The organism is Pseudomonas sp. PvP028 (genome assembly GCF_017832255.1).
Taxonomy (GTDB): domain Bacteria; phylum Pseudomonadota; class Gammaproteobacteria; order Pseudomonadales; family Pseudomonadaceae; genus Aquipseudomonas; species Aquipseudomonas syringae.
On record NZ_JAFIBL010000001.1, the window covers coordinates 4,722,139 to 4,747,708 of the forward strand.

The 25,570-nt window shown below is 59.2% G+C and carries 23 protein-coding genes; 12 read left to right on the forward strand and 11 right to left on the reverse strand.

The genetic code is table 11. The annotated features are described in order from the left end of the window. Positions 1-102 precede the first annotated feature (102 nt). Positions 103-420 carry a hypothetical protein gene (locus JOE34_RS20210; RefSeq protein WP_010410725.1) on the reverse strand — a complete coding sequence of 106 codons (318 nt, stop codon included), beginning with the start codon at positions 418-420 and terminating at the stop codon, positions 103-105. 133 nt (positions 421-553) lie between these two features. Between JOE34_RS20210 and JOE34_RS20215 the strand changes: the two genes are divergently transcribed. Further along, positions 554-814 carry a hypothetical protein gene (locus tag JOE34_RS20215; protein ID WP_154232073.1) on the forward strand — a complete coding sequence of 87 codons (261 nt, stop codon included), beginning with the start codon at positions 554-556 and terminating at the stop codon, positions 812-814. 224 nt (positions 815-1,038) lie between these two features. Here the strand turns inward: JOE34_RS20215 and JOE34_RS20220 are convergent, their stop codons facing one another. The 4 genes from JOE34_RS20220 to JOE34_RS20235 form a co-directional block, all read right to left on the reverse strand. After that, positions 1,039-3,000, reverse strand: coding sequence for a methyl-accepting chemotaxis protein (locus JOE34_RS20220; protein ID WP_050511479.1), 1,962 nt, complete (start codon positions 2,998-3,000; stop codon positions 1,039-1,041). 371 nt (positions 3,001-3,371) lie between these two features. Then, positions 3,372-5,090, reverse strand: a complete 1,719-nt coding sequence (gene poxB, locus JOE34_RS20225; RefSeq protein ID WP_003424086.1) for a ubiquinone-dependent pyruvate dehydrogenase — start codon at positions 5,088-5,090, stop codon at positions 3,372-3,374. 156 nt (positions 5,091-5,246) lie between these two features. Then, positions 5,247-7,136 carry a penicillin-binding protein 2 gene (gene mrdA / locus JOE34_RS20230; protein ID WP_024648895.1) on the reverse strand — a complete coding sequence of 630 codons (1,890 nt, stop codon included), beginning with the start codon at positions 7,134-7,136 and terminating at the stop codon, positions 5,247-5,249. A 138-nt stretch (positions 7,137-7,274) separates the two neighbouring features. Continuing rightward, the gene (locus JOE34_RS20235; protein ID WP_010410693.1) at positions 7,275-7,739 is read right to left on the reverse strand and encodes a helix-turn-helix domain-containing protein; all 465 of its coding nucleotides are present in this window, start codon (positions 7,737-7,739) and stop codon (positions 7,275-7,277) included. Between the two features lie 88 nt (positions 7,740-7,827). Here JOE34_RS20235 and JOE34_RS20240 point away from each other — a divergent pair, with 88 nt between their 5' ends. From JOE34_RS20240 to JOE34_RS20260, 5 genes are all read left to right on the forward strand, one after another. Further along, on the forward strand, positions 7,828-8,685 hold the full coding sequence (locus JOE34_RS20240) for an SDR family oxidoreductase (protein ID WP_209996509.1): 858 nt from the start codon (positions 7,828-7,830) through the stop codon (positions 8,683-8,685). A 97-nt stretch (positions 8,686-8,782) separates the two neighbouring features. After that, entirely contained in the window at positions 8,783-9,091 is a 309-nt protein-coding gene (locus JOE34_RS20245) for an RcnB family protein (RefSeq protein WP_003317877.1), read from the forward strand. A gap of 344 nt (positions 9,092-9,435) precedes the next feature. Next, entirely contained in the window at positions 9,436-9,924 is a 489-nt protein-coding gene (locus tag JOE34_RS20250; RefSeq protein WP_016567990.1) for a DUF3828 domain-containing protein, read from the forward strand. Between the two features lie 63 nt (positions 9,925-9,987). Beyond that, entirely contained in the window at positions 9,988-10,191 is a 204-nt protein-coding gene (locus JOE34_RS20255) for a hypothetical protein (protein WP_004404016.1), read from the forward strand. 154 nt (positions 10,192-10,345) lie between these two features. Beyond that, entirely contained in the window at positions 10,346-10,543 is a 198-nt protein-coding gene (locus JOE34_RS20260; RefSeq protein WP_003349205.1) for a hypothetical protein, read from the forward strand. A 9-nt stretch (positions 10,544-10,552) separates the two neighbouring features. Here JOE34_RS20260 and JOE34_RS20265 read toward each other — a convergent pair whose 3' ends face one another. Continuing rightward, entirely contained in the window at positions 10,553-12,001 is a 1,449-nt protein-coding gene (locus tag JOE34_RS20265; RefSeq protein ID WP_024662731.1) for an MFS transporter, read from the reverse strand. 61 nt (positions 12,002-12,062) lie between these two features. Next, complete coding sequence (locus JOE34_RS20270) at positions 12,063-13,382, reverse strand: Nramp family divalent metal transporter (RefSeq protein ID WP_004417997.1); 1,320 nt, start codon at positions 13,380-13,382, stop codon at positions 12,063-12,065. 302 nt (positions 13,383-13,684) lie between these two features. Here JOE34_RS20270 and JOE34_RS20275 point away from each other — a divergent pair, with 302 nt between their 5' ends. Beyond that, on the forward strand, positions 13,685-15,103 hold the full coding sequence (locus JOE34_RS20275; protein ID WP_024665432.1) for an MFS transporter: 1,419 nt from the start codon (positions 13,685-13,687) through the stop codon (positions 15,101-15,103). Positions 15,104-15,124: 21 nt separating this feature from the next. On the opposite strand, the gene JOE34_RS20280 is transcribed toward JOE34_RS20275, so the two are convergent. Continuing rightward, a complete protein-coding gene (locus tag JOE34_RS20280) occupies positions 15,125-15,349 on the reverse strand; it encodes a DUF6555 family protein (protein ID WP_003349366.1) in 225 nt (74 codons plus the stop codon). 429 nt (positions 15,350-15,778) lie between these two features. Here JOE34_RS20280 and JOE34_RS20285 point away from each other — a divergent pair, with 429 nt between their 5' ends. Genes JOE34_RS20285 through JOE34_RS20305 form a run of 5 tightly spaced genes read left to right on the forward strand, consistent with a single transcriptional unit; the run spans position 15,779 to position 21,726 of the window. After that, a complete protein-coding gene (locus JOE34_RS20285) occupies positions 15,779-17,230 on the forward strand; it encodes a UbiA family prenyltransferase (RefSeq protein ID WP_024665431.1) in 1,452 nt (483 codons plus the stop codon). Continuing rightward, positions 17,227-18,543, forward strand: a complete 1,317-nt coding sequence (locus JOE34_RS20290) for an FAD-binding oxidoreductase (protein WP_046719529.1) — start codon at positions 17,227-17,229, stop codon at positions 18,541-18,543. The genes JOE34_RS20285 and JOE34_RS20290 overlap by 4 nt, the downstream gene beginning before the upstream one ends. Continuing rightward, the gene (locus JOE34_RS20295) at positions 18,540-19,280 is read left to right on the forward strand and encodes an SDR family oxidoreductase (RefSeq protein WP_209996511.1); all 741 of its coding nucleotides are present in this window, start codon (positions 18,540-18,542) and stop codon (positions 19,278-19,280) included. Before JOE34_RS20290 ends, JOE34_RS20295 begins: the two co-directional genes overlap by 4 nt. Then, a complete protein-coding gene (locus JOE34_RS20300) occupies positions 19,277-20,245 on the forward strand; it encodes a lysylphosphatidylglycerol synthase transmembrane domain-containing protein (RefSeq protein ID WP_010410627.1) in 969 nt (322 codons plus the stop codon). The genes JOE34_RS20295 and JOE34_RS20300 overlap by 4 nt, the downstream gene beginning before the upstream one ends. Before the next feature lie 53 nt (positions 20,246-20,298). Beyond that, positions 20,299-21,726, forward strand: a complete 1,428-nt coding sequence (locus tag JOE34_RS20305; RefSeq protein ID WP_024692957.1) for a DUF2723 domain-containing protein — start codon at positions 20,299-20,301, stop codon at positions 21,724-21,726. A 55-nt stretch (positions 21,727-21,781) separates the two neighbouring features. On the opposite strand, the gene JOE34_RS20310 is transcribed toward JOE34_RS20305, so the two are convergent. The 3 genes from JOE34_RS20310 to JOE34_RS20320 form a co-directional block, all read right to left on the reverse strand. Continuing rightward, complete coding sequence (locus tag JOE34_RS20310) at positions 21,782-23,608, reverse strand: glycoside hydrolase family 15 protein (protein WP_209996513.1); 1,827 nt, start codon at positions 23,606-23,608, stop codon at positions 21,782-21,784. Then, positions 23,601-24,401 carry an SDR family oxidoreductase gene (locus JOE34_RS20315; protein WP_003409893.1) on the reverse strand — a complete coding sequence of 267 codons (801 nt, stop codon included), beginning with the start codon at positions 24,399-24,401 and terminating at the stop codon, positions 23,601-23,603. Before JOE34_RS20315 ends, JOE34_RS20310 begins: the two co-directional genes overlap by 8 nt. Positions 24,402-24,467: 66 nt before the next feature. Further along, positions 24,468-25,505, reverse strand: a complete 1,038-nt coding sequence (locus JOE34_RS20320) for an NADP(H)-dependent aldo-keto reductase (RefSeq protein WP_010410606.1) — start codon at positions 25,503-25,505, stop codon at positions 24,468-24,470. Positions 25,506-25,570 lie beyond the last annotated feature (65 nt).

Here is a 25,570-nt window from a genome sequence, read left to right on the forward strand (position 1 = left end):
CTTTGTACAACCGATAAGGCCTTCGCCCTCCCGATGCCGAAAACCAAAAAGCCTGTCCCGATCGCGGATCGGGAACAGGCTTCAAGACATGCGATGACCTGCTCAGGCAACCTGCGAGTGCGCCGGCCGACGAGTCTTCTGCCACTCACCTTTCAACGCCTGCAGCGTGTCCTCCATGTAGGCACGATCGGCAGCGGCCTTCTTGCCAACATAACCCTGGCCACGACGGAACATCTTCAGGGCTGCGCGCAGTTGCGGGTGCGCATCACGAAACTCGTGCTCTTGCGTGAACGGCGACATGGCGTCGACGCGAACTTCACCCGATTCGGCTACCCAGGCGATATGGTTATCCAGCGTGTCTTTGCACGCAGCAAACAGACGAGCCAGTTCATCAATAGTCGGTTGTGTGTTGATATTCATGTTGATGCCCCTTCGCTCATAGACTGTTCAATAATTGATACATCAAGTTCATGCGCCAGAACGTCAGCAACGCAACACGATTGAATGTGCGTTGAATACCGTTCCAGCCCTCAAGGACATGCAGGTAGCCTTGATGAAGAGCCGCTACACAGCGGCATCAGCGCAGAGAGAAGAAGTCACGAAACCCAAAGACCCGGCCCAGGATCGGCAATCGATCCGTTACAAGCATCATGAGGACATTTCGCCAGCTTCTCGCCCTTATCGACGACAAATGCCAGTTCAGCTCCATCAATCTGCCTTGTGGGCAGCCTACATCCGGGAACATCTCGACGGCTTGCCGAGCCTGTTCATCACACCTTTTGCAGCGCTCCCGATCAGGGAGACAGCTGCATAATGCAAGGGCAAATAGAGTGCGTCAACGATTATGTAGTGATTATTTTTAGTCACTACATAATCGTAAGCGGGACGTGGGGTTACGTGAAAAGGTGACTGAAGGGTCATGGCTGACGGACTATCGATGGTGATCAGAGACCGCGGCACGACAGTATCCGCAGACCAACAAAAAGGCCTGAAAACTTTCGCTTCCAGGCCTTTTCACAACACACTAACAGCTTGTTGTCAGCTCACCTTGAAGCGACCCACCAACCCCTGCTGCTGCTCAGCCAGACGCGCGAGTTCGCGACTGGTGACTGCGGTCTGCTCGGCACCGGCACTGACCTGGATGACCAGCGAGTTGATGTCGTCGACGTTGCGGTGGATCTCTTCGGCCACCAGGCTTTGCTCTTCAGCGGCCGAAGCGACCTGGATGTTGCGGTCGCTGATGGTCGCGATGCCTTCGGCAATTTCTTCCAGCAGTTCACCAGCGCGTACGACGTTGCTGGCACCCTCCTGCGCCTTGCCCAGGGTTTCCTGCATCGACGCGGCAGCGCGTTCTGAACCGGACTGCAGGTTGGCGATCATTTTCTGGATGCTGACGGTAGAGTCCTGAGTCTTCTTGGCCAGATTGCGCACTTCGTCGGCAACCACCGCGAAACCACGCCCCTGCTCGCCGGCACGCGCAGCCTCGATGGCTGCGTTGAGCGCCAGCAGGTTGGTCTGGTCGGCGACGCCACGAATGACATCGAGCACCGAGGAGATCGAGTTGCTCTCGCCCTTGAGCTCATCAATGATCCGTGAAGTCTCTTCAGCCTGCACCGAGAGCCCCTGAATCAGACCGATGGTGTTGTCGATTTCGGTCTTGCCCTGCAGGGTGCTGTTGTTGACGCGCTGTGACATCTCGGCCGCGTCGGTGGTGCTGCGTGCTACATCCTTCACCGTGGCACTCATCTCGCTGATGGCAGTAGCGACCTGATCAGTGCCCTGGCGTTGTTGCGCCACGTTCTGATTGGTTTGCAACGCCACTGCGGAAGACTGCTCGGCGGCGGTGGCAACCTGTGCCGTGGCGCTGCCGATGTCGCGGATGACATCACTGATCTGTTGCGCCATGTTGTCCAGATTGCGCGAGATCTCGCCGAACTCGTCCTTGCCGACATAACGGGTCCGGGCGGTCAGATCACGTGTGGAAAGTGCCATCAGCGTGCGGTTCACATCGACCACCGCAACCTTGATGTTGCGGATGATCACCGATGCCAGCCACAGCACGACTATCAGCATCAGGACGACAATGGCAACCGCCACGTACAGGCTGTTTTGAGCGGAGCTGCGTGCGTCCGTTGCCAGGCCGACGACGTTCTGGCCAAGCTCTGCTTCTACATTGGCCATCATGTCGATACGCGCGGTGGAAAGGTTGAACCAGTCTTCCGGCTTGACGTTGAGCGGCTCACCCAGCGGAGTATCGAAGCCCAGACGCTGCAAGCGCGCCACTTCGAGCGATCCTGGTTGCTGCAAAACGGCATTGAGTTTGGTTTTGAAGGCTTCGGGTGACCAGCGCTGGAACGCTTCGAAATACCCCGAGAACTCGCCCAAGTTGCGGCTGAAGCGTGATAACAGTGCGGCGTCAAACCGGTTCTGATTGAATGCCAGACCAAGCAATACACGCTCGCGACCGGCACGTTCCTTCATATCCACGAACTGATTGAGCGAGCTCAGGCCGCGCAATATTTCCGGATCCTCGATACTCGATTCCATTGAGTAAGAGAAGCCTATGAGTGTCTTGATGATGTCGGTGAAGCGCGTACCGGATTCTGTATTGTTGATCCCGAGCGAATCGACCTTGAGGCGCAGAGCGATCAGCTCCTCGAATGCGCGGTTGACCTTATCAGGTCCGGGAATACCGTCGGTGGACTGGGCGCGCATCTCACTTATCGCCTTGTCGGTTTCCTGACGAAACGTTTTCAGCTTGTCCTGCATGGACTTGCCGCCGCTACCCAGAAATACGCCGCTGGCGCCACGTTCGCGCTGGAGAGTGGTGACTACGTCACTCACTTTCTGTGCGGCACTGGTGGCTGTCACTGCGCGCCTCATGTCACCGAGGTTTTCGCTTTTGTCAGCGACGAACAGACCTGCGAAGGCCAGGAAGCCCACCAAGGGGAATATTAAAATAAGCAGCAGTTTCATACTCAAAGGAGCATTTCTAAGCATTGCAGACCTCATGACGTGCAGACTTTTCTATAAAGACTTTCCAGGGCGTAACGTTCTGTAACGTCGACGTTTTTTTGTCGCCAGGGACTGTTCGGTAATCAGCCTGCCGTAGCCGGTCCTGCTCCCGTATCACTGTCTCGGCTGCCTGCCGGGAAGCTTTACCCACTATTTGAATTTGTTAATTCAAATAGCGAATTCAATAAAGCAGAGGGGGCGAGAAGTTTGGATCCACAAAGAAATGACCGCCTTGGGCAATCATCGCGAGAAAAGAAATATAGAGACACCGAGATTGTCACCTGTAACAGCGGTGACAATCTCAGCGGATAGAAGTTGCAACTTTTTCTATTCATCCCATAGGTTTTTATAATGTATTAACGCAGGTTTGTTTTCGCCAGTTCCACCACTTCACTGCCGCGCCCGCTCATGATCGCGCGCATCATGTACAGGCTGAAGCCCTTGGCCTGGGCCAGCTTGATTTTCGGTGGAATGCCCAGTTCCTGTTTGGCCGTGACAACGTCGATCAGCACCGGACCGGGATGATCGAACGCCTTGCGCAAGGCGGCCGGCAACTCTTCGGCGTTCTCGACACGCAGGCCCAGAATGCCTGCACCCAGGGCAATACCGGCGAAGTTGGTTTCATGCAGGTCAGTGCCGTGCGGCACATAACCACTGGCTTTCATTTCCATGTCGACAAAGCCCAGCGAGCTGTTGTTGAACACCACCATCTTGATAGGCAGGTTCAGCTGACGAATGCTCAGCAGATCGCCCAGCAACATCGACAGGCCGCCGTCGCCACACAGGGCGATGACCTGACGATCCGGATGTTCAGCCTTGGCCCCTAAAGCCTGTGGCAAGGCATTGGCCATCGAGCCGTGGTTGAACGAGCCAAGCAGACTGCGCTTGCCGTTCATGTGCAGATAGCGCGCAGCCCACAGCGTCGGCGTACCGACGTCGACGGTAAAGATCGCATCGGCGTCCGCCTGCTCGTCGACCAGTCGAGTGAGGTACTGCGGATGAATCGGCGTGCCATCTGGCGTCGGGGTGGCCAGCTCGTCCAGTTCTTCCCGGGCCTTGGCGTAGTGCTTCAGGGCCTTGTCGAGGAAACGGCGATCGGTATGCGGCTTGAGCTTTGGCTGAAGCGCTTCCAGGGTTTCCCGCACCCCACCAACCAGACCCAGCGCCACCGGCGTACGGCGACCAAGCTGGGTCGGATCGAGGTCGATCTGGATGATGTCGGCTTTTTCGGGGTAGAAATTCCGATACGGAAAGCTGCTGCCCAGAATGACCAGTGTGTCGCAGGACAGCATGGCGTGGTAGCCGGAGCTGAAACCGATCAGGCCGGTCATGCCGACGTCGAACGGGTTGTCGTACTCGACGTGCTGCTTGCCGCGCAATGCGTGAACGATCGGCGCGCCCAGCGTATCCGCCAATGCCAGAAGCTGCTCGTGAGCACCCTCACAACCCGCACCGCACAGGAGTGTGACGGCTTTGGAAGCGTTGAGCATGTCGGCCATCGACTGCAGGTCGTTTTCGGCAGGCACGACCTTGGGCGCTGTGGCTTCGATCCATTTTGCCGCAACATCCGGCGCATCGCTGAGCGCCACGTCGCCCGGCAAGACAATCACCGCCACACCTTTCTGGCTGATCGCGGCACGCATGGCACGTTCCAGCACGCGCGGGAACTGCTCGGGGTTGCTGACCAGCTCGACGAAGTGGCTGCACTCCTTGAACAGCTCCTGCGGATGGGTTTCCTGAAAGTAATCCAGACCGATTTCCGAGGACGGAATATGCGCAGCAATGGCCAGTACCGGCACTCGATTGCGGTGGCAGTCATACAGGCCGTTGATCAGGTGCAGGTTGCCCGGTCCGCAGCTGCCGGCGCAGACCGCCAGCTTGCCGCTGGACGCTGCCTGGGCACCGGCAGCAAAGGCTGCGACTTCTTCATGACGGGTGTGCATCCAGCGAATCGAATCGGTGCGTTCCAGGCTGTCGGTCAGGCCGTTGAGGCTGTCACCGGACACCCCCCAGATGTGCGAAACACCTGCCGCTGCGAGGGTTTGCGCGAGGTGGTCGGCAATGGTCTTGGACATGCGGGGTTCCTTGTCGAGGCAATGATAATGAGTTCGATAAAACGCGCGCAGCGCTCTGCCACGCCTGTTGTGGTCGACCCGATGCATTCTCGACAGTTCAGAAAACCTGAGCCCTGTTCAGGGCTCGGTCATTCGGCCAGCGCTTTGAAACGCTGATCAGGCGTGCGGGTTGCCCGGTGCCTTGACGGGTGCTGCGTACTCCGGTTTAAGCTTGCCCTCGCTGTCGAGCAGCCAGGCATCAAGAATCTCCCGCACCACAGGACCTGCTACCCGGCCACCCGCCTCGCCGTTCTCGATGGTCACCGACACGACGATCTTGGGATGGTCAGCCGGCGCGAAGCCGACGAACAAGGCGTTGTCACGGTTACGTTCCAGTGTTTTCAGACGGTTGTAGCGCTCACCCTGCTTGATCGCCACCACCTGCGCCGTACCACTTTTGCCGGCGATGCGGTACTGAGCGCCCTTGGCCGCATCCCGCGCAATGCCGCGCGGGTCGTGCATGACCATCTGCATGCCGGTATTGACCTGATTCCATTCGTTGGGATCGTGCAGCACGATGTTTGGCATCGGATGCTCGTCGACGGGTGCCTTATCACCGACTTCCATCGCCAGGTGCGGGCGATGCCAGACACCCTTGCTGGCAATCAGGGAAGTGGCCTGAGCCAGCTGCAACGGCGTGACCTGCATGTAGCCCTGCCCAATGCCGAGAATCACCGTTTCGCCAGGGAACCATGCCTGGCGACGCGTGGCCCGCTTCCATTCGCGGGACGGCATCAAGCCTGCAGACTCCTCGAACATGTCCAGCGACACCTTCTGGCCGATGCCGAACATGGTCATGTAGTCGTGCAGGCGGTCGATGCCGAGCTTGTGCGCCACGGTGTAGAAATAAGTGTCATTGGAACGCATGATCGCGGTGTCCATGTCCACCCAGCCATCGCCACTGTGGTTCCAGTTACGGTATTTGTGGTCGAAGTCCGGCAACTGGAAATAGCCGGGGTCGAAGACCTTTGTCGAGGCCGTCATCACGCCGCTGTCGAGACCGGCAATCGCCACTTCCGGCTTGACCGTCGAGCCCGGCGCGTAGAGGCCACGCAGCACGCGGTTGAACAGTGGCCGGTCGATGGAATCGCGTAGCGCCGCATATTGTTTGAAGCTGATGCCGGTGACAAACAGGTTGGGGTCGAAGCTTGGTTTGCTGACCATCGCCAGCACGTCGCCGGTTTCCGGGTCCAGTGCGACCACCGAACCACGTCGATCACCCAGTGCGTTTTCCGCGGCAGCCTGCAAATGCGCGTCCAGCGTGAGGGTGATGTTCTTGCCCGGCACCGGATCAGTGTGTTTCAACACGCGCAGCACGCGGCCCTGGGCGTTGGTTTCGACCTCCTCATAGCCTACGTGGCCGTGCAACTCGGACTCGTAGAAGCGCTCGACACCGGTCTTGCCGATGGACTGCGTGCCGCGGTACTCGTTGTCGAGATGCGCCGCTTCCTTTTCGTTGATACGCCCGACGTAGCCGATCGAATGCGCGAAATGAGCGCCCAACGGGTAGTGACGGACGAACTGCGCCGCCACGTCCACGCCCGGCAGCAGGTACTGATTGACCGCCAGCGTTGCGATCTGCTCTTCAGTGAGTTCGTAGAGCAATGTTGCCGGCTCGAACGGGTGACGAACCTGCTTCAGCTCCTTGTCGAACAGAATCCGGTCTTCGTCGGGCAATTCCAGCAGGGTCATCAGTTCATCGATCACCTTGTGCCAGTCGCCAGCGCGCTCGCGGGTCAGGGTCAGGTTGAAGCTGGGACGATTGTCGGCAAGCACTTCGCCATTGCGGTCAAAGATCAAACCGCGCTCGGGCGGGATCGGCAGCACGTGAACACGGTTGTTTTCGGAAATGGTCGAGTGATAGTCGAACTCTGTCACTTGCAGGAAATACATGCGCGCGACCAGACAGGCAGCCAGCACGCCCACCAGCACTGCGCAGGCAATCAGGCGCTGATTGACCAGCCGCGTCTCTTTTTCGTGGTCTTTCAGAGGAATTGGATTGGGCATTTCTACAGCTTCTCGGTGAAGGGCAAACGGCGCAACTGAACGTGTATATAAAGATTTCGGCGCGCACCATACCAAGAAGCGGCTGATTGCAGGCGATCGAGCCGACAATCGCAGGATGAAAAATCTGTCAGAAAAGACTCATTCGGGCGTGGTATGCAGCGTATTCGACGCTTCGCGGGCGTGCATGATGCGCGGCAGATTGGTCTCGATCCAGGTGACGAGGGTTTCAACCTGCAAGGCGACCTCTTCGCCCATCGGGGTCAAGCGGTACTGAACATGCGGTGGCACCACCGGCAACGACTTGCGGCTGACGAAACCATCATGTTCCAGATGCTGGAGCGTTTGCGCGAGCATTTTCTCGCTCACCCCGCCAATCTTGCGGCGTATTTCGCTGAAGCGATGCATGCCACCCCGCAACACCACCAGCACCAGCACACCCCAACGGCTGCAGACGTGATTGAGCACCACCCGCGAAGGACAGTCAGACGCCAGCACCTGGCCCTGACGAACCAGCGCCAACAGCGTCTCGGCCACTTCCGGCTGGAGGCCTTGCTGCACACTATCTGATCGCGAGGCACTTGATTGCGAAGCGGATTCGCTCATGACACTTACCTTTTTGTACGTACTTACTAAAGGTAAGCATCATGACTATGCTGGCGCTTCCTTTCAACCTGATTCAAGGAATCATTCCATGATCGTTGTCACCGGTGCCACCGGCCAGCTTGGCCGCCTCGTCATTGAACAATTGCTCAGCCGCGTACCTGCTTCGCAAATCATTGCAGCCGTGCGCAGTCCGGAAAAAGCCGCCGATCTGTCCAGGCAGGGCATTCAGGTTCGCCAGGCCGACTATTCGCAGCCTGCGACACTGGACAGCGCATTTGCCGGCGCCGACAAGGTGCTGCTGATTTCCTCCAGCGAAGTGGGCCAGCGTTTGCCGCAGCACAAGGCGGTGATCGATGCGGCCAAACGCGCCGGGGTCAAGCTGCTGGCCTACACCAGTGTTCTGCACGCCGACACCTCGGCATTAGGCCTGGCCAGAGAGCACCGCGAAACCGAAGACTACCTGCGCGCCAGTGAACTGCCGTTCGCCTTGCTGCGCAATGGCTGGTACACCGAGAACTACACCGCAGGCATTCCAGGCGCACTGGCCCATGGTGCGGTCATGGGCTGTGCCGACGAGGGTCGTATCAGCTCCGCTTCGCGTCTGGATTACGCCGAGGCGGCCGCTGTGCTGCTAACTTCGAAAACAGCACAGGCCGGTAACGTGTATGAACTGGCAGGCGACGAGTCCTACACGCTGTCCGAATTTGCAGCGCAGCTGTCAACGCAGAGTGGCAAGTCCCTGCCTTACGTCAACCTGCCACAGGCCGAATTCGAAGCAGCGCTTATCCAGGCAGGTTTGCCGGACTTCGTGGCCCGGTTGCTGGCCGATTCCGATGCCGCGGCTGCCAAGGACGCCTTGTTCGATGACAGTCGCCAGTTGAGCGCGCTGATCGGCCGCCCGACCACCCTACTCTCTGTAACCATCGCTGAGACACTTAAAGGCTGAGCACAGCAAACCCGATCGAATGATTTGCGACAGTGAGGGTCCGAGTTATTACGAGGCATTAAGCCATCGCCTGATACCAAAGACTGGGAGTCTTCACATGAACAGCAAATCGTTGATCGCCTGCATGACCTTGCTCGGCTGCTTTTCCGCCGTCACCCTGCCGGTTCACGCAGCAGAGACGGCGGACCCGAAAGTCACCGAATCCAAGGACAACGTCCATGAGCTGGAAGTAGGCTCCCGTGTTCCGGAAAAATATCGCCGCAGCGATCTGGAAGTGAAGGACTGGAAAAGCAAAGGCCTGGAAACACCCGCCAAGGAAAGCGAATGGGTGAAAATTAACGACAAGTACGTGCGTTTCCAGAAGGTCAATGGCCAGATCATGGAGATCGTGCCGGTCAAGAAGTAAGGGCTACTCTCCTTGGTGCTCGCGCTCTGCGCGAGCACGCTCAAGTAACGCAGGCTTAACGGCGAACATGCCAGCGCAGGGCATGATTCGATAACCCCCCTGTGCAAATGCCTCCATTAAAATAAGCAGCCTCATGGCAACCTTCTTCAAAGACGGGGCAAATACCCGAATAAAGGGAGTGACGGCAGCGAACTGCGTATTAACTGAATGACCCGCAATCGGTTTTTGCCGAACCGCCCCCTGCTCTACACGACCAAAACCATTGCTTTTTTGTCCACTTGGCTTACAAATGCACTGTCATGTGCCTGTCACCCTCACCGCCACCTTTTCTGCGAGCCCGCTCCATGTCCAGAACCGTCGCCATTGCATTTGCTTGCCTGCTTTCAACCACTGCCCATGCGGCCTGCCCGGCTGCAACCCCGGTCGACACGGCGCGCTGGATCTACGAGAAGCACCAGGATTTTTATCTGAATGGCAAAGGCAGCGCTGATTATTTGTCCAAACCGCTGCTGAGCCTGCTCAAGAAGGACTGGGCGTGCCAGAACGGCGATCAATGCGCCGTCAGTGCCAACCCGTGGACCGACGCGCAGGACGGTGATGTGCAAAAGCCGATCGACTGGAAGCTGGTGTCCACTTCGGACAAGCAGGCGGTGGTCGAAATGACCTATAACCTGGGTTACAAGGACGCCCCGCAGCAGCCGGTCGCCAGCCAGACGACACGCCTGCTGCTGGCCAAAAATGCCAACAGTTGCTGGGTGCTGGAGAATCTTCAGGGCCCACAGGGTGTCGCGCTGATGCAGAGCCTGGAGGAATTTCCCTACGAAGGTGATTGATCGGCCTTGAAACAATCCGCCATTCTCGGTATCACAGGCACTTGAATTTCACGAGCGAGCACCATGAATACCTTTGAGCAATCGATTATTGAGGCTGCGCAGGCCGCCACGCCCAATAACACCGATGCCGAACGCGAAGCTGCCAGAGTTGCCGCCACGCAGGCGGTAGCCGAAATCATGTCCACCCGCAAAGGGCTGGACCGCACTCTGGCGCTGGCCGAGTTGCTGGACTCCTACTCGGAACACGATGATCAGGAAGACGAATAAATCGCTCGGCACGATGCGAAAAAATGATTGGCCTGTTTATTTACCTGCGGCACTAAAGAAAACCGGCCTTGCCGCCGACAACCCGGTTGGGTGGATTGATGATTGCCCCCCATTCATTTAGTGCGCTCGGATGCGACCTATAAGGGCACCATCCGTGCAGATCGAACAGTTGCAAGACATGCAGGCGTACATCAGGCGTACTGCCGACGACCTGGAACTTGTTTCGGCCAACCTGGCCGGACATCTCCTGTACCTCGAGCGAACTTCCCGGGCACACGAAGCGCAAGAGGTCAGTGAGCGGATCATCGGCCTGCAGGCGTCCGTGGACAGCCTGCGCGGCATATTCCGTTAACGCCCCCTATCAGTCCCCGGCCTGCGACAACGGTCTGGCCACATCTTCCAGAGATTTGCGCTCGGCAGCCGTGCCCCATATCGATTGCACAATCGCCGCCAGCAACATCAGCCCTGCTCCGATCAGATAGCCGATAAGCACGTTGCTGCGCTCGCCGGTTTCGATCAGCTCGCCGAACAGCGTCGGACCAATCATCCCGCCCAGCCCGGTACCGAATGCGTAGAACACCGCAATCGCCAGGGCACGGATTTCCAGTGGAAAGGTTTCGGCGACGGTCAGGTAGGCCGAGCTGGCCGCTGCCGATGCAAAGAAGAAAATCACCATCCAGGCGATGGCCTGCTGGGTAACGTCCAGCAAGCCTTGCTGGAACAGGTAGCCACTGATTGCCAGCAGTACGCCCGAAACGCCATACGTGAGGCTGATCATCACCCGTCGTCCTACCACGTCAAACAGTCTGCCTAGTAGCAGCGGGCCGCAGAAGTTACCCAACGCCAGTGGCAGCACATACCAGCCGACGCGCTCGGCCGGCACGCCATAGAAGTCGGTCAGTACCAGTGCGTAGGTGAAAAAAATCGCATTGTAGAAAAACGCCTGGGCGGTGAGCAGCGTCAGGCCTACCAGCGAACGCTGACGGAACGTCACCAGCAACGTTCTGGCGACCTCGCCCAGCGGCGTGTGGTCACGGGCATGCAGCCGCAGGGGGCTGCCCGACACGGCGGGCAATACATGGCCCTGGCGCTGCAAGTCTGCTTCTATCTGCTCAACGATCTGCTTCGCCTGTTCAGCCTGGCCATGTATCAACAACCAGCGCGGGCTCTCTGGCAACCACAGGCGCATCAGCAGAACCAGCAGCCCCAATACCGCGCCGATCCCGAAACACAGGCGCCAGCCCAGCTCGGCCCCGATCCACAGCGGGTCGAGCAAGACAATCGAGCCAATGGCCCCGAGCGCAGCGCCCAGCCAGAACGTGCCATTGATGGTCAGGTCGACCCACCCCCGATAGCGGGCCGGGGTAAATTCCTGAATGGTCGAGTTGATTGCCGTGTACTCGCCGCCGATGCCCATGCCGGTCAGAAAGCGGAACAGCATGAAGCTCCATACACTGAAGGAGAACGCCGTGGCGGCCGTCGCGCCGACATACAGCAGCAAGGTGATGAAGAACAGTTTGCGACGCCCGAGACGGTCCGCCAGCCAGCCGAAGAACAACGCGCCCAGCACAGCACCGGCAATGTAGGCGGCGCCCGCCAGGCCAATGTCACTGTTGCTGAGGTTGAGCGCCGGGCTGGCTTTCAAGGCCCCGGCTACCGAGCCTGCGAGGGTCACTTCCAGGCCGTCCAGCAGCCAGGTGATCCCCAGCGCCACGACCAGCAAGGTATGGAATCGCCCCCAAGGCAGGCGGTCCAGACGTGCAGGCAAATCGGTTTCGAAGACGCTGCCCTTATCGCTCGGTGTGCTCATGTCCGGCTACCTGACGGCTGACATTGGTGTCAGGTGTGAGAGTCGCTGCAGCCGATCAAGTTCAGCTGATCCAGAACCACAGCAACGTCAGGTTGGCCGCCGAGATCAGCCCGAACAGCCCCCAGGCAGCCGTTTTCACCAGCCGGCTGTTGACGAACGGCCCCATCAATTGTGGGTCGCTGGTAAAACGAATCAACGGCCAGAGCGCGAAAGGCAGTTGCAGGCTCAGCACGACCTGACTGAGCACCAGCATCTGCCCCACCGAGCTGTCACCCAGCCAGACCACGCCGATCAGCGCCGGAATCAGTGCCAGCGCCCGAGTGATCAAACGCCGCTGCCAACACGGAATCTTCGCCTGCAGAAAACCTTCGAGCACCACTTGGCCGGCGATGGTGCCGGTGAAGGTCGAGCTTTGCCCCGCCGCCAGCAAGGCAATACCGAACAGCACGCTGGCGATCGCACCACCCACCAGCGGATCAAGCAGGTGGTAGGCGTCCTGAATCTCGACCACCTCGGTATGCCCGGTCTTGTGAAAAGCGGCAGCAGCAAGGATCAGAATCGCCGCATTGATCAGCAGCGCCAGGCTTAACGAACCGATGGTATCGAGCCGTGCATAGCGAATGGCGCTGGCCTTGCTGGCCTGGTCGGAACCGTTGACCCGCGTCTGCACCACCGATGAGTGCAGATAAAGGTTATGCGGCATGACGGTGGCGCCCAGAATGCCGATGGCGATATACAGCGGCTCCTGGCTGCTCAACACATCCCAACTCGGCTTGAGACCCGCGACGACGTCGGGCCAGAACGGCTTGATCAGAAACAACTCGACGGCGAAGCAACTGGCGATGGTTGCAATCAGCCCCAGCACGATGGCTTCCAGACGACGAAAATTGGCGCCCTGCAAGGCCAGCACAATCAGCGTATCGAAAGCGGTCAGCGCCACACCGGTGGTGATGGAAACGCCGAGCAACAGATGAAACGCCAGCGCAGCCCCCAGCACTTCCGCCAGATCGGTGGCAATGATCGACAGCTCTGCCAGCAGCCACTGGCCCTTGGCGACCTTGCGGCTGTAGCGGGCGGCGGACAACTGCGCAAGGTCACGGCCGGTCGCGATGCCCAGACGCGAGCAAAGGTTCTGCAAGACCATTCCCGAGAGGCTGGCCAGCACCACCACGAACAGCAGTGAATAGCCGAAGCGCGACCCGGCCTCGATGGCTGTCGCCCAGTTACCAGGATCCATGTAGCCGATGGAAACCAGCAGGCCCGGCCCGACGAACAGCATCATCTTGCGCATCAAGGACGCGTTCGGCGGAATGGCCACACTGTCAGTGGTCGCCGAGGGGCAAAAAGGAGCAGTGGCTGTGGTGGGCAGTTTGTACGTCACGGGAACCCGGCATGCAGAAAGTGAAGGTCTAATCCTAAGGTTTTGCGACACATGTTGATACATCGTTGATGGCTTCATGCCTGCGGTTTTTTTGCACCGCCATTCCTTGCCAAGCCATCAATGCATTTACCTCATGACCAAGTGACACTAGCGCTCTAATGGATCCGATATAAAAAATCGAAAAACTAATCCTATGAACAATTTTTCATCCTTTAAACCTCAATAACCGCATTAAAAGACCATTGATTACAACTTGCAAGGAGTAGTATCCAGGCCTCAACAAGAACTCAGGATGGCCATCCATGAACTCATTACCTCATACCGAGGCAGCCGCGAACGAGCCGTTGCGGGCAGCGTATATCTCGGCGCGCATTGACAGACTGCCTGCTGTCGCGACCATCTGGCGACTGGTCGCGCTGCTGTCCATCGCCGGTTTTTTCGAGCTTTACGACCTGTTCCAGACCGCCTACATCAGCCCCGGCCTGATCCGTGAGGGAATCTTCGCCACGGGCAGTCAGGGCCTGTTCGGCTTCTCCGATCAGGCGGCCTTTGCCTCGGCGACTTTTCTGGGCCTGTTCTTCGGTGCCAGCCTCGTCAGCCCGATTGCTGATCGCTACGGACGCCGCGCGATCTTCACCTTCGCGCTGATCTGGTACACCGTTGCCACCGTGATCATGGGCCTGCAGACCTCTGCACTGGGCGTGATTGGCATGCGCTTCGTCGTGGGTATTGGCCTGGGCGTCGAATTGGTCACCATCGACACCTACCTGTCAGAGCTGGTACCTAAGCGCATACGCAGTTCGGCGTTCGCCTTCGCTTTCTTCATTCAGTTTTTGTCAGTCCCCAGCGTCGCGCTGATGTCATGGTGGCTGGTGCCCCAGGACCCTTTCGGTTTTTCCGGCTGGCGCTGGGTAGTGATCAGCAGTGCAGTCTTTGCCTTGTTCGTCTGGTGGTTGCGCTCGGCGCTGCCGGAATCGCCGCGCTGGCTGGCGCAGCAGGGACGCTTCGATGAAGCCGAGCGAGTCCTGGACGGAATCGAGGCGCGCTGCATCAAGGACCACGGCAAACCACTGGATGAGCCTGAACCGGACAACGTGGCCGTGTCAGGCAAAGGCCGATTTGCCGACATGTGGCAACCGCCCTATCGTCGTCGCGCCTTGATGCTGATCGTCTTTCACGTTTTTCAGGCCATCGGTTTCTTTGGCTTCGGCAACTGGTTGCCCGCCCTGCTCTCTGGTCAGGGCCTGAGCGTCACCCACAGCCTGGCGTATGCGTTCGTGATTACCCTGGCTTATCCGCTGGGGCCGTTGCTGTTCGTGAAGTTCGCCAACCGCTTCGAGAACAAGTGGCAAATCGTCGGTTCCGCATTAGGGGCCATGATCTTCGGCAGCCTGTTCGCGTTCCAGACCAGCGCGGCAGGACTGATTTTCTGCGGGATCATGATCACGTTCTGCAACGCATGGCTGAGCTTCAGCTATCACTCGTACCAAGGCGAGCTGTTCCCGACCAATATCCGCGCTCGCGCGGTAGGCTTCTGCTACTCGTTCAGCCGACTGTCGACGGTGTTCAGCAGCCTGCTGATCGGGATATTTCTCGACCACTTCGGCACGCCGGGCGTACTGGCCTTCATTGTCGGCAGCATGTTGATCGTGATCGTCACCATCGGCCGGTTCGGGCCACGCACACGCAATCTTGCGCTGGAGCAGATCGCTCACCGCTGACGAGTGCAGGGTTGAGTGGGCTCAGGCCTGAGCCCACTCAACGTTGGTGACACCAAAGTGCTCGGCGTAAGGTTTGGATACGCGAGCAACCTTCTCCAATCTATATTTAGGTATGCGTGCGAGGCCTGCATCGACACTTGCACAGTGCCATGCTTGAGCGTTGTCCATATTCTCGGTTCGTATATAAAAACTCTTGAACGAACCATTTAGCAGATAATCAATGCGGTAATGCTTTGGAAGTGCCATTGAAAGCCTGATCCTTTTTTCAGCAGTGACTTGAAGTATAGGTGACTCTACTCATGGCGAAGAAATTCATTATTTTTTTGATGTCTGCGACCAATGAACACCTCAAGCGCAGTCCGCGTGGGGCCGGGATCTGCAACGGGTCAAGCGGAGTCGCTGATACCGATCGGCAAAGAATTGCCGGAAGCGCACTGCCTCGGCCAGATCGCGATGGGTCGCGCGGCACTCGCCAGCCATCACCGTTGCCACCGCCAGATTCCGGTCTTTGATCGAATAACGGATCAATAGCCGTTGTGTGGCGAATAGTGTCAAACAGCTGATTTTTCTGACGCCATCGGCACGGCTCAATTACGAACAGCGTTTAACTTTATTGAAGTGGCGAATGTCCGTTTTCGTTCCATAGTGCGCTCACGTTCACAGGAGCAACTATTCATGCCCGGTATTCAAGGAAGAATTCTTGAGGTTCATACACCGCTGGTTGTCGACCTCGACGGAACATTGCTGCGATCTGACATGCTGTTTGAAACCGCCGTGGCGTTTATCCGTGGTCATCCGTTAAAGCTGTTCAGTCTTTTCGTCTGGCTGCTGCAGGGTAAGGCGTCTCTCAAGCAGGGCCTGGCCTTGGGTACCGAGATTGACGTGGCGTTACTGCCGTTCAACGCTGACGTCATTGATTACATTCAGACCGAACGACAGACCGGTCGAAGCGTGATTCTGGCAACGGCCTCCCACGAATCCCTCGCCAACCGGATCGCGGCACACCTGCAACTGTTCGATCAGGTGTGGGCCTCGGACGGTATAACCAACCTTTCCGCGCATCGCAAACGCGACTTGCTGGTTAGCCATTATGGTGAGCGGGGCTTTGATTACATCGGCAACTCCCAGGACGATCTGTGCATCTGGGGTGTCTCACGCAAGGCCATCGTCGCCAGCCCGCTTGCCGGTGTGGAGCGCAAGGCGCGGGCACAAGGTAATGTCGAGCAGGTTATCCAATCGGCGGCGTCCGGGACCAGCGCCTGGCGCAAAGCGCTGCGCCTGCACCAATGGCTGAAGAACGCGCTGATTTTTGTGCCCCTGCTGGCTGCCCATCAGGTCCAGAGCACGCAATTGCTGCTCGACGGTTTGCTGGCCTTTCTGTGTTTCGGGCTGTGCGCATCCAGCGTATACCTGCTCAACGACCTCCTTGACCTGGCAGACGACCGCCACCACAGAAGCAAGCGCGAGCGCCCGTTCGCCAGTGGTGCGCTGTCGATAAAATCCGGCCTGCTGGTCATACCGCTGTTGCTCGCCGCAGCCTTCTCCGCTGCGGCAACAGGATTGCCGTGGCAATTTTCGGCGGTGCTGGCAGCCTATTACCTGCTGACGCTGGTTTATTCGCTTTACCTCAAGCGCCACATGGCCGTCGACGTCATCGTTCTGGCGATGCTCTATACCACGCGTATTCTGGCCGGTGCTGCCGCGTTTCAATTGCCACTGACGTTCTGGATTCTGGCGTTTTCGATGTTTCTGTTTCTCAGCCTGGCGCTGGTCAAGCGCTATGCCGAACTGCGCGAAGCACGACTGCGCGCTGTAACAGGCAAGACGGCTGGCCGTGGTTACTACCCGGGCGATCTGGACATGATCGCTTCATTGGGGGCCTCGTCAGGCAATCTGGCAGTGATGGTGCTGGCGCTTTACATCCATGAAGGTGCGACGGTGGCTTTGTATCAGCACCCGCACGTTATCTGGCTGGCCTGCCCATTGCTGTTGTTCTGGATCACCCGGATCTGGATGCTCACCCATCGCGGTGAAATGAACGAGGATCCGGTGGTTTTCGCGATTCGCGACCGGATCAGCCAGGGGATCGGCTTGCTGTTCCTGCTGGTGTTCTGGGTCGCGGCATGAGCGGGCCTCTTTACTCCTGGGGCCGCTACCCGCAGGTTGCCCAGCAGGGTCACGAATGTGATTCGATAAAACGATTGCCCGCGCACATCTCGCAAACCGTTGCACGCCATCACACCAGCCTGCCCTTCGGCAACGGCCGCAGCTACGGCGACAGCTGTCTGGCCAGCAGCGATCACGTACTGGACATGCGCGGACTGGATCGCTTCATTGCTGCGGACTGGCAGCGCGGTGTGGTGCAACTGGAAGCGGGCATGACACTGTCGCAACTGCTCGCGGCAGCGATCCCGCACGGCTGGTTTCTACCGGTCACGCCTGGCACACAGTACGTGACGATAGGCGGCGCGCTGGCCAATGATGTACACGGCAAGAACCATCATCGGCGCGGCACCTTTGGCTGTCATGTCAGGCGCTTCGAGCTGATCCGTCATGACCAGCCGCCCATGGTCTGCTCAGCCGTGGACAATCCCCATTTTTTCGCCGCCAGCATCGGCGGCCTCGGTCTTACTGGCGTTATCAGCTGGGTCGAGCTGCAGCTGATGCCGATCCGCAGCGCGCAGATCGACAGTACGGCAGTGCGCTTCGCCAATCTGGCGGAGTTCTTTACGCTGTCGCAAGAGCTGGATGCGCAGCATGAATACAGCGTCGCCTGGATCGACTGCCTGGCCCGTGGTGCGCATAGCGGCCGCGGGGTCTACATCGTCGGCAACCACGCCCGTTATGGGTCACTGTCGGTTGAGGCGCGCAATCGCCTGAGCGTGCCGTTCACGCCTCCGGTGTCGCTGGTCAACAGTCTGTCCTTGCGTGCGTTCAATTCTCTGTACTGGCACGCGCACTCAGACCTGCCAACGCCCCGCCGCACCACCTGCGAGGCGTTCTTCTACCCGCTGGATCGAATGCTGCACTGGAATCGTCTTTATGGTCGCAAGGGGTTTCAGCAATACCAGTGCGTGATTCCCGAGCACTGCGCACCCCAGGCCATGCAGCTGCTGCTCGATGCCATCGCAGCCTCGGGACAGGGATCATTCCTCGCAGTGCTCAAGCGCTGCGGTGACATCGTCTCGCCGGGGCTGCTGTCTTTTCCGATGCAGGGCACCTCGCTGGCACTGGACTTTGCGCAGACGCGCGATCTGGCCGGCTCACTGTTCCCGCGTCTGGACGCCATTGTCCGTGACGCGGGTGGACGACTGTACCCGGCCAAGGATGCACACATGAGCGGCAGCGACTTCCGTCAGGCCTATCCGGCGTGGGAACGCCTGGAAGCCCTGCGCGACCCCTCTTTGATGTCCCGCTTCTGGAAACGAGTGATGTCATGAAAAAGATTCTGATCATTGGCGCTACATCAACCATTGCCCATGCCTGCGCCCGGCGCTGGGCTGCGCAAGGCTGCGATTTTTTCCTGGTCGCGCGCAATACGGACAAGCTCGCGGGTAATGCCGCCGACCTCAGGGCCCGCGGTGCCGGACACGTAGACACCTATCAAATGGACGTCACGCACTTCTCGGCGCACCCGGCGATGCTGGCCGATTGCCTGGCTGCACTTGGGCAGATAGATATCGTGCTTCTGGCTCACGGCACCTTGCCCGATCAGAAGGCCTGCGAGCAAAACGCAGGGCTGGCTGTGCAGGAATTCATCACCAATGGTGCATCGGTGATTGCCTTGCTGACCGTGTTGGGCAGGCAGTTCGAGGTTCAGCGTTGCGGCACACTGGCGGTGATTTCCTCGGTCGCGGGGGATCGCGGACGCCCTTCCAATTATCTGTACGGCTCGGCCAAAGCTGCCGTCTCGACGTTCTGCGACGGGTTACAGGCGCGGATGTTCAAGCTGGGCGTACACGTAGTGACCATAAAGCCAGGCTTTGTCGACACGCCCATGACCCGGGGTCTGCCACTGCCGGCCTGGCTGGTGGCGCAACCGGCAGACGTTGCCGAACGCATCGTCAACGGCATCGCGCGCCAGTCAACAAGCCTTTACGCGCCCGGCTTCTGGGCATGGATCATGTGGGTGATTCGCTCGATCCCGCAGCCATTGTTCAAAAGGCTCAACCTGTGACCGGCTCGCTGTTGCTGTCCGGATGGCGCTATCGGGCAGTGCTTCTGTCGATCGTCTTCTCGGCCATAGGGTATCTGGGTTTCTCACTGTGGGGCGGCTGGCAGGCGTTCAGCGCAGCGACGGGCAAGGTCGGGCTGCTCGGCATCGGCGTGGCGTTGTTGATGTCTGCAATCAACTACGCGCTGCGCTTCGTCCGCTGGCAACTCTACCTTTCAGTGTTGGGGCATCCGTTGGCCTGGCGAAAAAGCCTGCGGATCTATCTGGCTGGCTTCGCCCTGACCACGACTCCCGGCAAGGCCGGTGAAGCGCTGCGTGGCGTATTGCTCAGGCCGCTGGGCGTGCCTTACTCGCAAAGCTTTGCCGCGTTTGTCAGCGAGCGTCTTTCCGATCTGCTGGCCATCGTACTGCTCACGCTGTTCGGACTGTCGTGGTATCCGCAGGCGCAGCCGATGATCCTGCTCGGTCTGGCACTGGTTCTGACGGGTTCGCTAGTGCTGTCTCGCCGTCACTTGCTGGAGCGTTTACAGGTTTCACTGCCCACAAAAAACACGCGAGCCAGCAGCCTGTGGCAGCAGTTGTTCAACGTGCTGCTTGCCGCTCGCCAGTGCCTGCATGGCAACGTGCTGCTGACCGCCAGCCTGCTCAGTCTGCTGGCCTGGAGCGCCGAGGCACTGGCGTTTTACTGGATGCTTGGCTGGATGGGCGCGCAGATCCCGCTGACCTTTGCCGTATTTACCTATGCACTGGCGATGCTCGCGGGGGCCTTGAGCTTCATGCCGGGCGGCCTGGGCAGCGCCGAAGCGGTGATGATCGGACTGCTGATGTTCAAGGGCATGCCGGGGGCCGATGCGATTGCTGCGACATTGCTGATACGTCTGGCGACCCTGTGGTTTGCGGTGGCCATCGGCGCCGTGATGCTCTCGCGCTTTACCGGCTCGACACCCGTACCGAATCCTCAGCCTTGAGGCCGTAACACAAACGCTCGACATTTTTGGTCATCTCACGGAGGAGCGGTTCAATGCCACTCGATTCGCGCACATCGATGTGTATCCCCCTGTTTTTGCTAGGTGCCGCCATCACGGCGAGCTTTCTGGCCTCCAGTGGTCCGGTGCAATGGATGGACAATGGCATGTTCCTGGCCAACGCCCATGAGGGTCAGTATTTCAGCCAGTCGCTCGGGCCACTTGAGCATCCGTTTTATCAGCTGTTCAATACGGTTTTTTTCAACCTGTTCGGTGCACGCTCGCTCAGCCTGCTGAATTCGGTGCTTCTTCTGCCGCTGGCTTGGGTCGTCTACCGATTGGCGCAGAGCGTTGGCGCGGGTGCACGCCAGGCGCTGCTCGCTGCCGCGGCGACAACACTGGCCCATGGCGTGTTCTGGGTGTCGACCAAGGCTGAGGTCTACCTGTTGCACACGCTGATCGTGCTACTGGCCTATGCGCTGTCTTTCAATGACAGTGCCCTTCTGACGCCGCTGAAAAAACTCTTCGCGATTGGCGTCCTCACCGGGCTGGCGGCCTCGGTTCATCAACTGACGTTCGTGGTTCTGCTGCCGCTTTACCTGCACCTGCTGTTTCAGCACAAGGCGCGAGTATTGATCACCCTGCCCGGCTTCATGCTTGGTTTCGCGGCGGCCGCTGTTGCGGTAATCAATGACCTGAACGCCGGGATGGGCCTGCTGGATATTGCGCATCGTTACATGACCGGGGCCAGCGCGACCGTTGCAGGGCCGGAGTGGGAAGGCAGTCTGTTGCGTTTCGACAAACTCCTCGAGGAAAAGAGCGCGGTAGCGCTGTTGCTGGTGTCGCTGATCGGGCCGCAACTGGCGGGGCTGCTGCTGTTTCCCAAGGGAAGCCGGCTGCGGCTGTTATGGAGCGCCGCGCTGCTGAATCTGGTGTTCGCCATTTCCTACAATGTGACCGACCGCTTTACCTTTTTTCTGCCCGGTGCAGCGATACTGACGATCCTCGGCATGATTCAGTTGCGGCGTATCCTGCCCCGCACAGCGGCACGCGGCACATTGCTCAATCTCTCGGCATTGTCGGCACCGGCAGTCATCCTGCTGACGTATTCACTCTACGCCAACGGGGTCATCACCCTTCCGGCGCACAAGGAGCAGTTGCCCTATCGTGACGATATTCGCTACTTCATGGTGCCTTACCTGCGCGACCGGTCTGCTGAGCATTTCGTGCGCGCCTACGAGCCGGTAGTGCCCAGAGGTGCGTTGATCATTGCCGACTGGACACCGATGGGCGCGATGCGTTCGGCGCAAGCGATCGGGCTGCTTGCCGGACGCACGCTGGCGACCTGTGATGACGACGTGGCGATTCGGGCAGCCATGCGCAGCAACGGCGTTTATCTGCCGCGGTTGAGTTATTGCGCGACTGTGGCGCAAGACCACCGACTTGAAGAACAGCCAGTGGGGTATTCATTGCACGCCGAGTGAAACGAATCATGGCTGAAGCGTTGAACGTCCATTCATGATCCGTTTGTTCACCGTGTCAAGGCTGCCAGAGCGCCTGCCCGCCGCCCAGTTTGCGGTCCAGAAAACTGGCCGCACTGATCAGCGCCAGATGGCTCAGGGCCTGCGGTGTATTGCCGAGGTGATGAGCATGCGCGTCGAACTCTTCGGCGTACAAGCCCAGCGGATTGGCGTAACGCAGCAGTTGCTCGAACTCCAGGTGCGCCTGTTCGACCCGGCCGGCGCGGGCCAGACATTCGACGTACCAGAACGAGCAGGCCACGAAGGCGCCCTCTTCACCTGCCAGACCGTCATCATGATCGTCGTCGTTGCGGTAACGGAACACCATCCCGTCACGCACCAACGCGCCCTCGATGGCATCCAGCGTCGCCAGCCACTTGGGATCGTTGGCGCCGACGAAGCGCACCAGTGGCATCAGCAACATCGAGGCATCCAGATTGCAGCTGCCCTTGTGCTGCACGAAATGCCCCAGATCGTCGTTCCAGAAGTTCTTCCAGATATCGTCGTGGATCTCTTCGCGCACCTTGGTCCAACGCTCGAACGGCCCCGACAGTGAACGCTTGAAGGCCAGGCGCAGAGCCCGGTCCAGGGCCACCCAGCACATCAGCCGCGAGTGCAGGAAGTGCTGGTCGCCGCCGCGCATTTCCCAGATGCCCACGTCCCGGTCGTTCCAGTGCTCGCACACATAGTCGACCTGGCGCACCACATGCTGCCAGCCGTCATGGGAGATGGCATCACCGTATTTGTTGGCCAGGTACACGGCGTCCATCAGCTCGCCGTAGATGTCCAGCTGAACCTGCTTGTACGCTTCGTTGCCAATGCGTACCGGCTGCGCACCGCCGTAGCCGGACAAGTGATCGAGATGCTCTTCCGGCAGCTCAGCGTGGCCATCCAGCGCATAGAGAATGCCGAGCTTCTCAGTCTGTTCGCAGCAGTCATCCAGTCGCCCGCGCACCCAGCTCATGAAGGCATTGGCTTCATCGGTGTACCCCAGACGCATGAACGCATACACGGTGAACGACGCGTCACGTATCCAGGTGTAGCGGTAATCCCAGTTGCGCTCACCGCCCTCGGTTTCCGGCAGACCGAACGTCGCGGCGGCAACGATGCCGCCGTGCTTGCGCGAGGTCAGCAGCTTGAGGGCCAGCGCCGAGCGAGTGACCATTTCACGCCAGCGCCCGGTGTAGTGCGACTGCCCGGACCAGCGCCGCCAGAACTTCAAGGTGTCATCGAAATAGCGCGAGCACCGGCCAGCAGCGACATTCGAATCATCGATTCCGCCGAGGATGAACTCGATGGTCTGGCCCTTGTGCATATGAAATTCGGCCACGGCGTCGTGCTGCTCGAGACGCAACGGTGTCGTCGCCGACAAACGCATGCCCGGTTGCCCGGCGGCTTCGAAGCAGATGTCCTGACCATCGACTCGCGCGCTGGTGTCGGCACGGCTGTAATCCATGCGCACCCGGCAGCGCATGCGCAGCGTGGCCTCGCCAAAACGCACCTGAACGCGGCGCACGATGCGCGGCAGATCGTCCTGATCCTCGCCGATCGGCATCAGGTCGGTGACTTCCACCACCGCGTCCTCGGAAATCCAGCGGGTTTGCAGGACGTTGGTATCCGGCAGATAGATCTGCAGCCGCCTGGCGTCAGGCAGATCGGGCGCCAGCTGAAAGATCCCGGCGTCGGGGGTGTCGAGCAGCGCAGTGAAAATCGACGGGCTGTCGAAGTCCGGCCAGCAACAGAAATCGATGCTGCCGGTGCTAGCAATCAGCGCAGCACTGCGCATGTCGCCGATGATGCCGTGATCCTCGATACGGTTTTGCGCCTCTGCGGGAAAGTCAGCCATTGCCACGGAACTCCGGATAGAGGGTCATGCCCCCATCGATGAACAGGGTGGTGCCGTGCACATAATCCGAGGCATCGGACGCCAGCCAGAGCACCGCATTGGCAACATCTTCCGGCTCGCCAATACGACCATAAGGGATCAGTTTGAGCATTTCCTTCTCGGCGTCGCCCTTGCGTGCATCGGCATTGATCGGCGTGCGGATGGCACCGGGAGCAACGCTGTTGACGCGAATCTTCAGCTCGCCGACTTCCTGGGCGATGCTGCGCATCAACAGGTCGACGCCGCCCTTGGACGCTGCGTAATTGACGTGCCCGGCCCATGGAATCAGCTGATGCACCGAGCTCATGTGAATGATCTTGCCCATGGCCCGTGACACTTCAGGGCGCATGCCCTGCTTGATGAACTGACGCAATGCCGCGCGGGCGCAGAGAAACTGCCCGGTCAGGTTGACGTTGATGACGGTATTCCAGTCTTCGAGGGACATGTCGACGATCGACGCGTCCTTTTGCAAGCCGGAATTGGCGACCAGAATATCCAGCGCGCCGAAATGTTCGATGGTCTGTGCAAACAGCCGCTCGACGTCTTCTTCTTTCGAAACGTCGGCCCCCACAGCCAGCGCCTTGCCCCCGGCCGCACGAATCTCTTCGGCCAGCTTCTCGGCAGGTTCAGGTTTGGAGTTGTAGTTGATCACCACGGCGGCACCGGCCTCTGCCAGCGCGCGTGCAGCACCCGCGCCCAGACCGGAACTGGCGCCGGTAACGATTGCGACTTGTTGCTTGAGTGAGATGTGCATCAATTTCAGCCTCGGAGTAAGCGTACTAGTGCTGACTGGCGAGGCTGAAATTAAGTTCAGTGCAGGTTATGGCGCAGGGTTGGGCTGCGAGGTGTGAATGGCTTCGATACCGGCGATGACTTCATCGGACAGCGTGACGTCGATGCTCTCCAGATTGATCTTCAGTTGGTCCAGTTTCGTGGCACCAATGATGTTGCTGGTCACGAACGGACGGCTGGTCACGTAGGCCAGCGCCATCTGCGAAGGATCCAGACCATGCTCGCGAGCAAGCGCGACGTACTTGGCCGTGGCGGTGACGGCCTGCGGGTTGTTGTAGCGCTGGAAACGCTCGAACAGAGTCAGACGGCCATCGGCCGGACGTGCACCGTCCAGGTACTTGCCCGCCAGAACACCGAACGCCAGTGGCGAGTACGCCAGCAGGCCGATCTGTTCGCGAATGGCGATTTCCGCCAGACCGACTTCAAAGGTGCGGTTAAGCAGGTTGTAGGGGTTCTGGATGGAAACGGCACGTGGCAGATCGAGGGTTTCGGCCAGGTGCAGAAAACGCTGGGTGCCCCACGGCGTTTCGTTGGACAGGCCGAAGTGACGAATCTTGCCTGCCTTGACCAGATCGCCCAGTACCGACAGGGTTTCTTCGATTTCGACGGCCTGATCATCCGGGTCGTGGGTGTAACCGAGCACGCCGAAGAAGTTGGTCTTGCGATCCGGCCAGTGCAACTGGTACAGGTCCAGGTAATCGGTGTTCAGACGCTTGAGGCTGGCTTCCAGCGCCGCAGTGATGTTCTTGCGGTCGAGGCGCGGATTGCCATCGCGGATGTGATCCATGCGACCTGGACCGGCGACCTTGCTGGCCAGCACCCAGTCGTTGCGGTCACCGTACTTCTTGAAGTACTCGCCGATGATGCTTTCGGTCTTGGTGTAGGTCTCGCCACGCGGCGGCACCGGGTACATTTCTGCCGTGTCGAGGAAGTTAACCTTGGCATCCTTGGCCATACGAATCTGTTCGAATGCTTCATCCTGGGTGTTCTGCTCGCCCCAGGTCATGGTGCCCAGACAGATCGCGCTGACCGACAGATCGGTTTTGCCCAATTTACGAAATTGCATCGATGTCTCCGTTTGATTCAAAAAGATACAGCTTGAAACAGGGCTCCCATAAAACGCTGACTGGT

Bases quoted from the DNA above. Each gene is read 5' to 3' on its own strand.
- JOE34_RS20275 (WP_024665432.1), top strand. From the start codon at position 13,685: ATGAACTCATTACCTCATACCGAGGCAGCCGCGAACGAGCCGTTGCGG.
- JOE34_RS20235 (WP_010410693.1), bottom strand. From the start codon at position 7,739: ATGAGCGAATCCGCTTCGCAATCAAGTGCCTCGCGATCAGATAGTGTG.
- JOE34_RS20210 (WP_010410725.1), bottom strand. From the start codon at position 420: ATGAATATCAACACACAACCGACTATTGATGAACTGGCTCGTCTGTTT.
- JOE34_RS20285 (WP_024665431.1), top strand. From the start codon at position 15,779: ATGCCCGGTATTCAAGGAAGAATTCTTGAGGTTCATACACCGCTGGTT.
- JOE34_RS20280 (WP_003349366.1), bottom strand. From the start codon at position 15,349: ATGGCACTTCCAAAGCATTACCGCATTGATTATCTGCTAAATGGTTCG.
- JOE34_RS20290 (WP_046719529.1), top strand. From the start codon at position 17,227: ATGAGCGGGCCTCTTTACTCCTGGGGCCGCTACCCGCAGGTTGCCCAG.
- JOE34_RS20250 (WP_016567990.1), top strand. From the start codon at position 9,436: ATGTCCAGAACCGTCGCCATTGCATTTGCTTGCCTGCTTTCAACCACT.
- poxB (WP_003424086.1), bottom strand. From the start codon at position 5,090: ATGTCCAAGACCATTGCCGACCACCTCGCGCAAACCCTCGCAGCGGCA.
- JOE34_RS20220 (WP_050511479.1), bottom strand. From the start codon at position 3,000: ATGCTTAGAAATGCTCCTTTGAGTATGAAACTGCTGCTTATTTTAATA.
- JOE34_RS20310 (WP_209996513.1), bottom strand. From the start codon at position 23,608: ATGGCTGACTTTCCCGCAGAGGCGCAAAACCGTATCGAGGATCACGGC.
- JOE34_RS20315 (WP_003409893.1), bottom strand. From the start codon at position 24,401: ATGCACATCTCACTCAAGCAACAAGTCGCAATCGTTACCGGCGCCAGT.
- JOE34_RS20305 (WP_024692957.1), top strand. From the start codon at position 20,299: ATGCCACTCGATTCGCGCACATCGATGTGTATCCCCCTGTTTTTGCTA.
- JOE34_RS20240 (WP_209996509.1), top strand. From the start codon at position 7,828: ATGATCGTTGTCACCGGTGCCACCGGCCAGCTTGGCCGCCTCGTCATT.
- JOE34_RS20215 (WP_154232073.1), top strand. From the start codon at position 554: ATGAAGAGCCGCTACACAGCGGCATCAGCGCAGAGAGAAGAAGTCACG.
- JOE34_RS20255 (WP_004404016.1), top strand. From the start codon at position 9,988: ATGAATACCTTTGAGCAATCGATTATTGAGGCTGCGCAGGCCGCCACG.
- JOE34_RS20245 (WP_003317877.1), top strand. From the start codon at position 8,783: ATGAACAGCAAATCGTTGATCGCCTGCATGACCTTGCTCGGCTGCTTT.
- mrdA (WP_024648895.1), bottom strand. From the start codon at position 7,136: ATGCCCAATCCAATTCCTCTGAAAGACCACGAAAAAGAGACGCGGCTG.
- JOE34_RS20265 (WP_024662731.1), bottom strand. From the start codon at position 12,001: ATGAGCACACCGAGCGATAAGGGCAGCGTCTTCGAAACCGATTTGCCT.
- JOE34_RS20295 (WP_209996511.1), top strand. From the start codon at position 18,540: ATGAAAAAGATTCTGATCATTGGCGCTACATCAACCATTGCCCATGCC.
- JOE34_RS20320 (WP_010410606.1), bottom strand. From the start codon at position 25,505: ATGCAATTTCGTAAATTGGGCAAAACCGATCTGTCGGTCAGCGCGATC.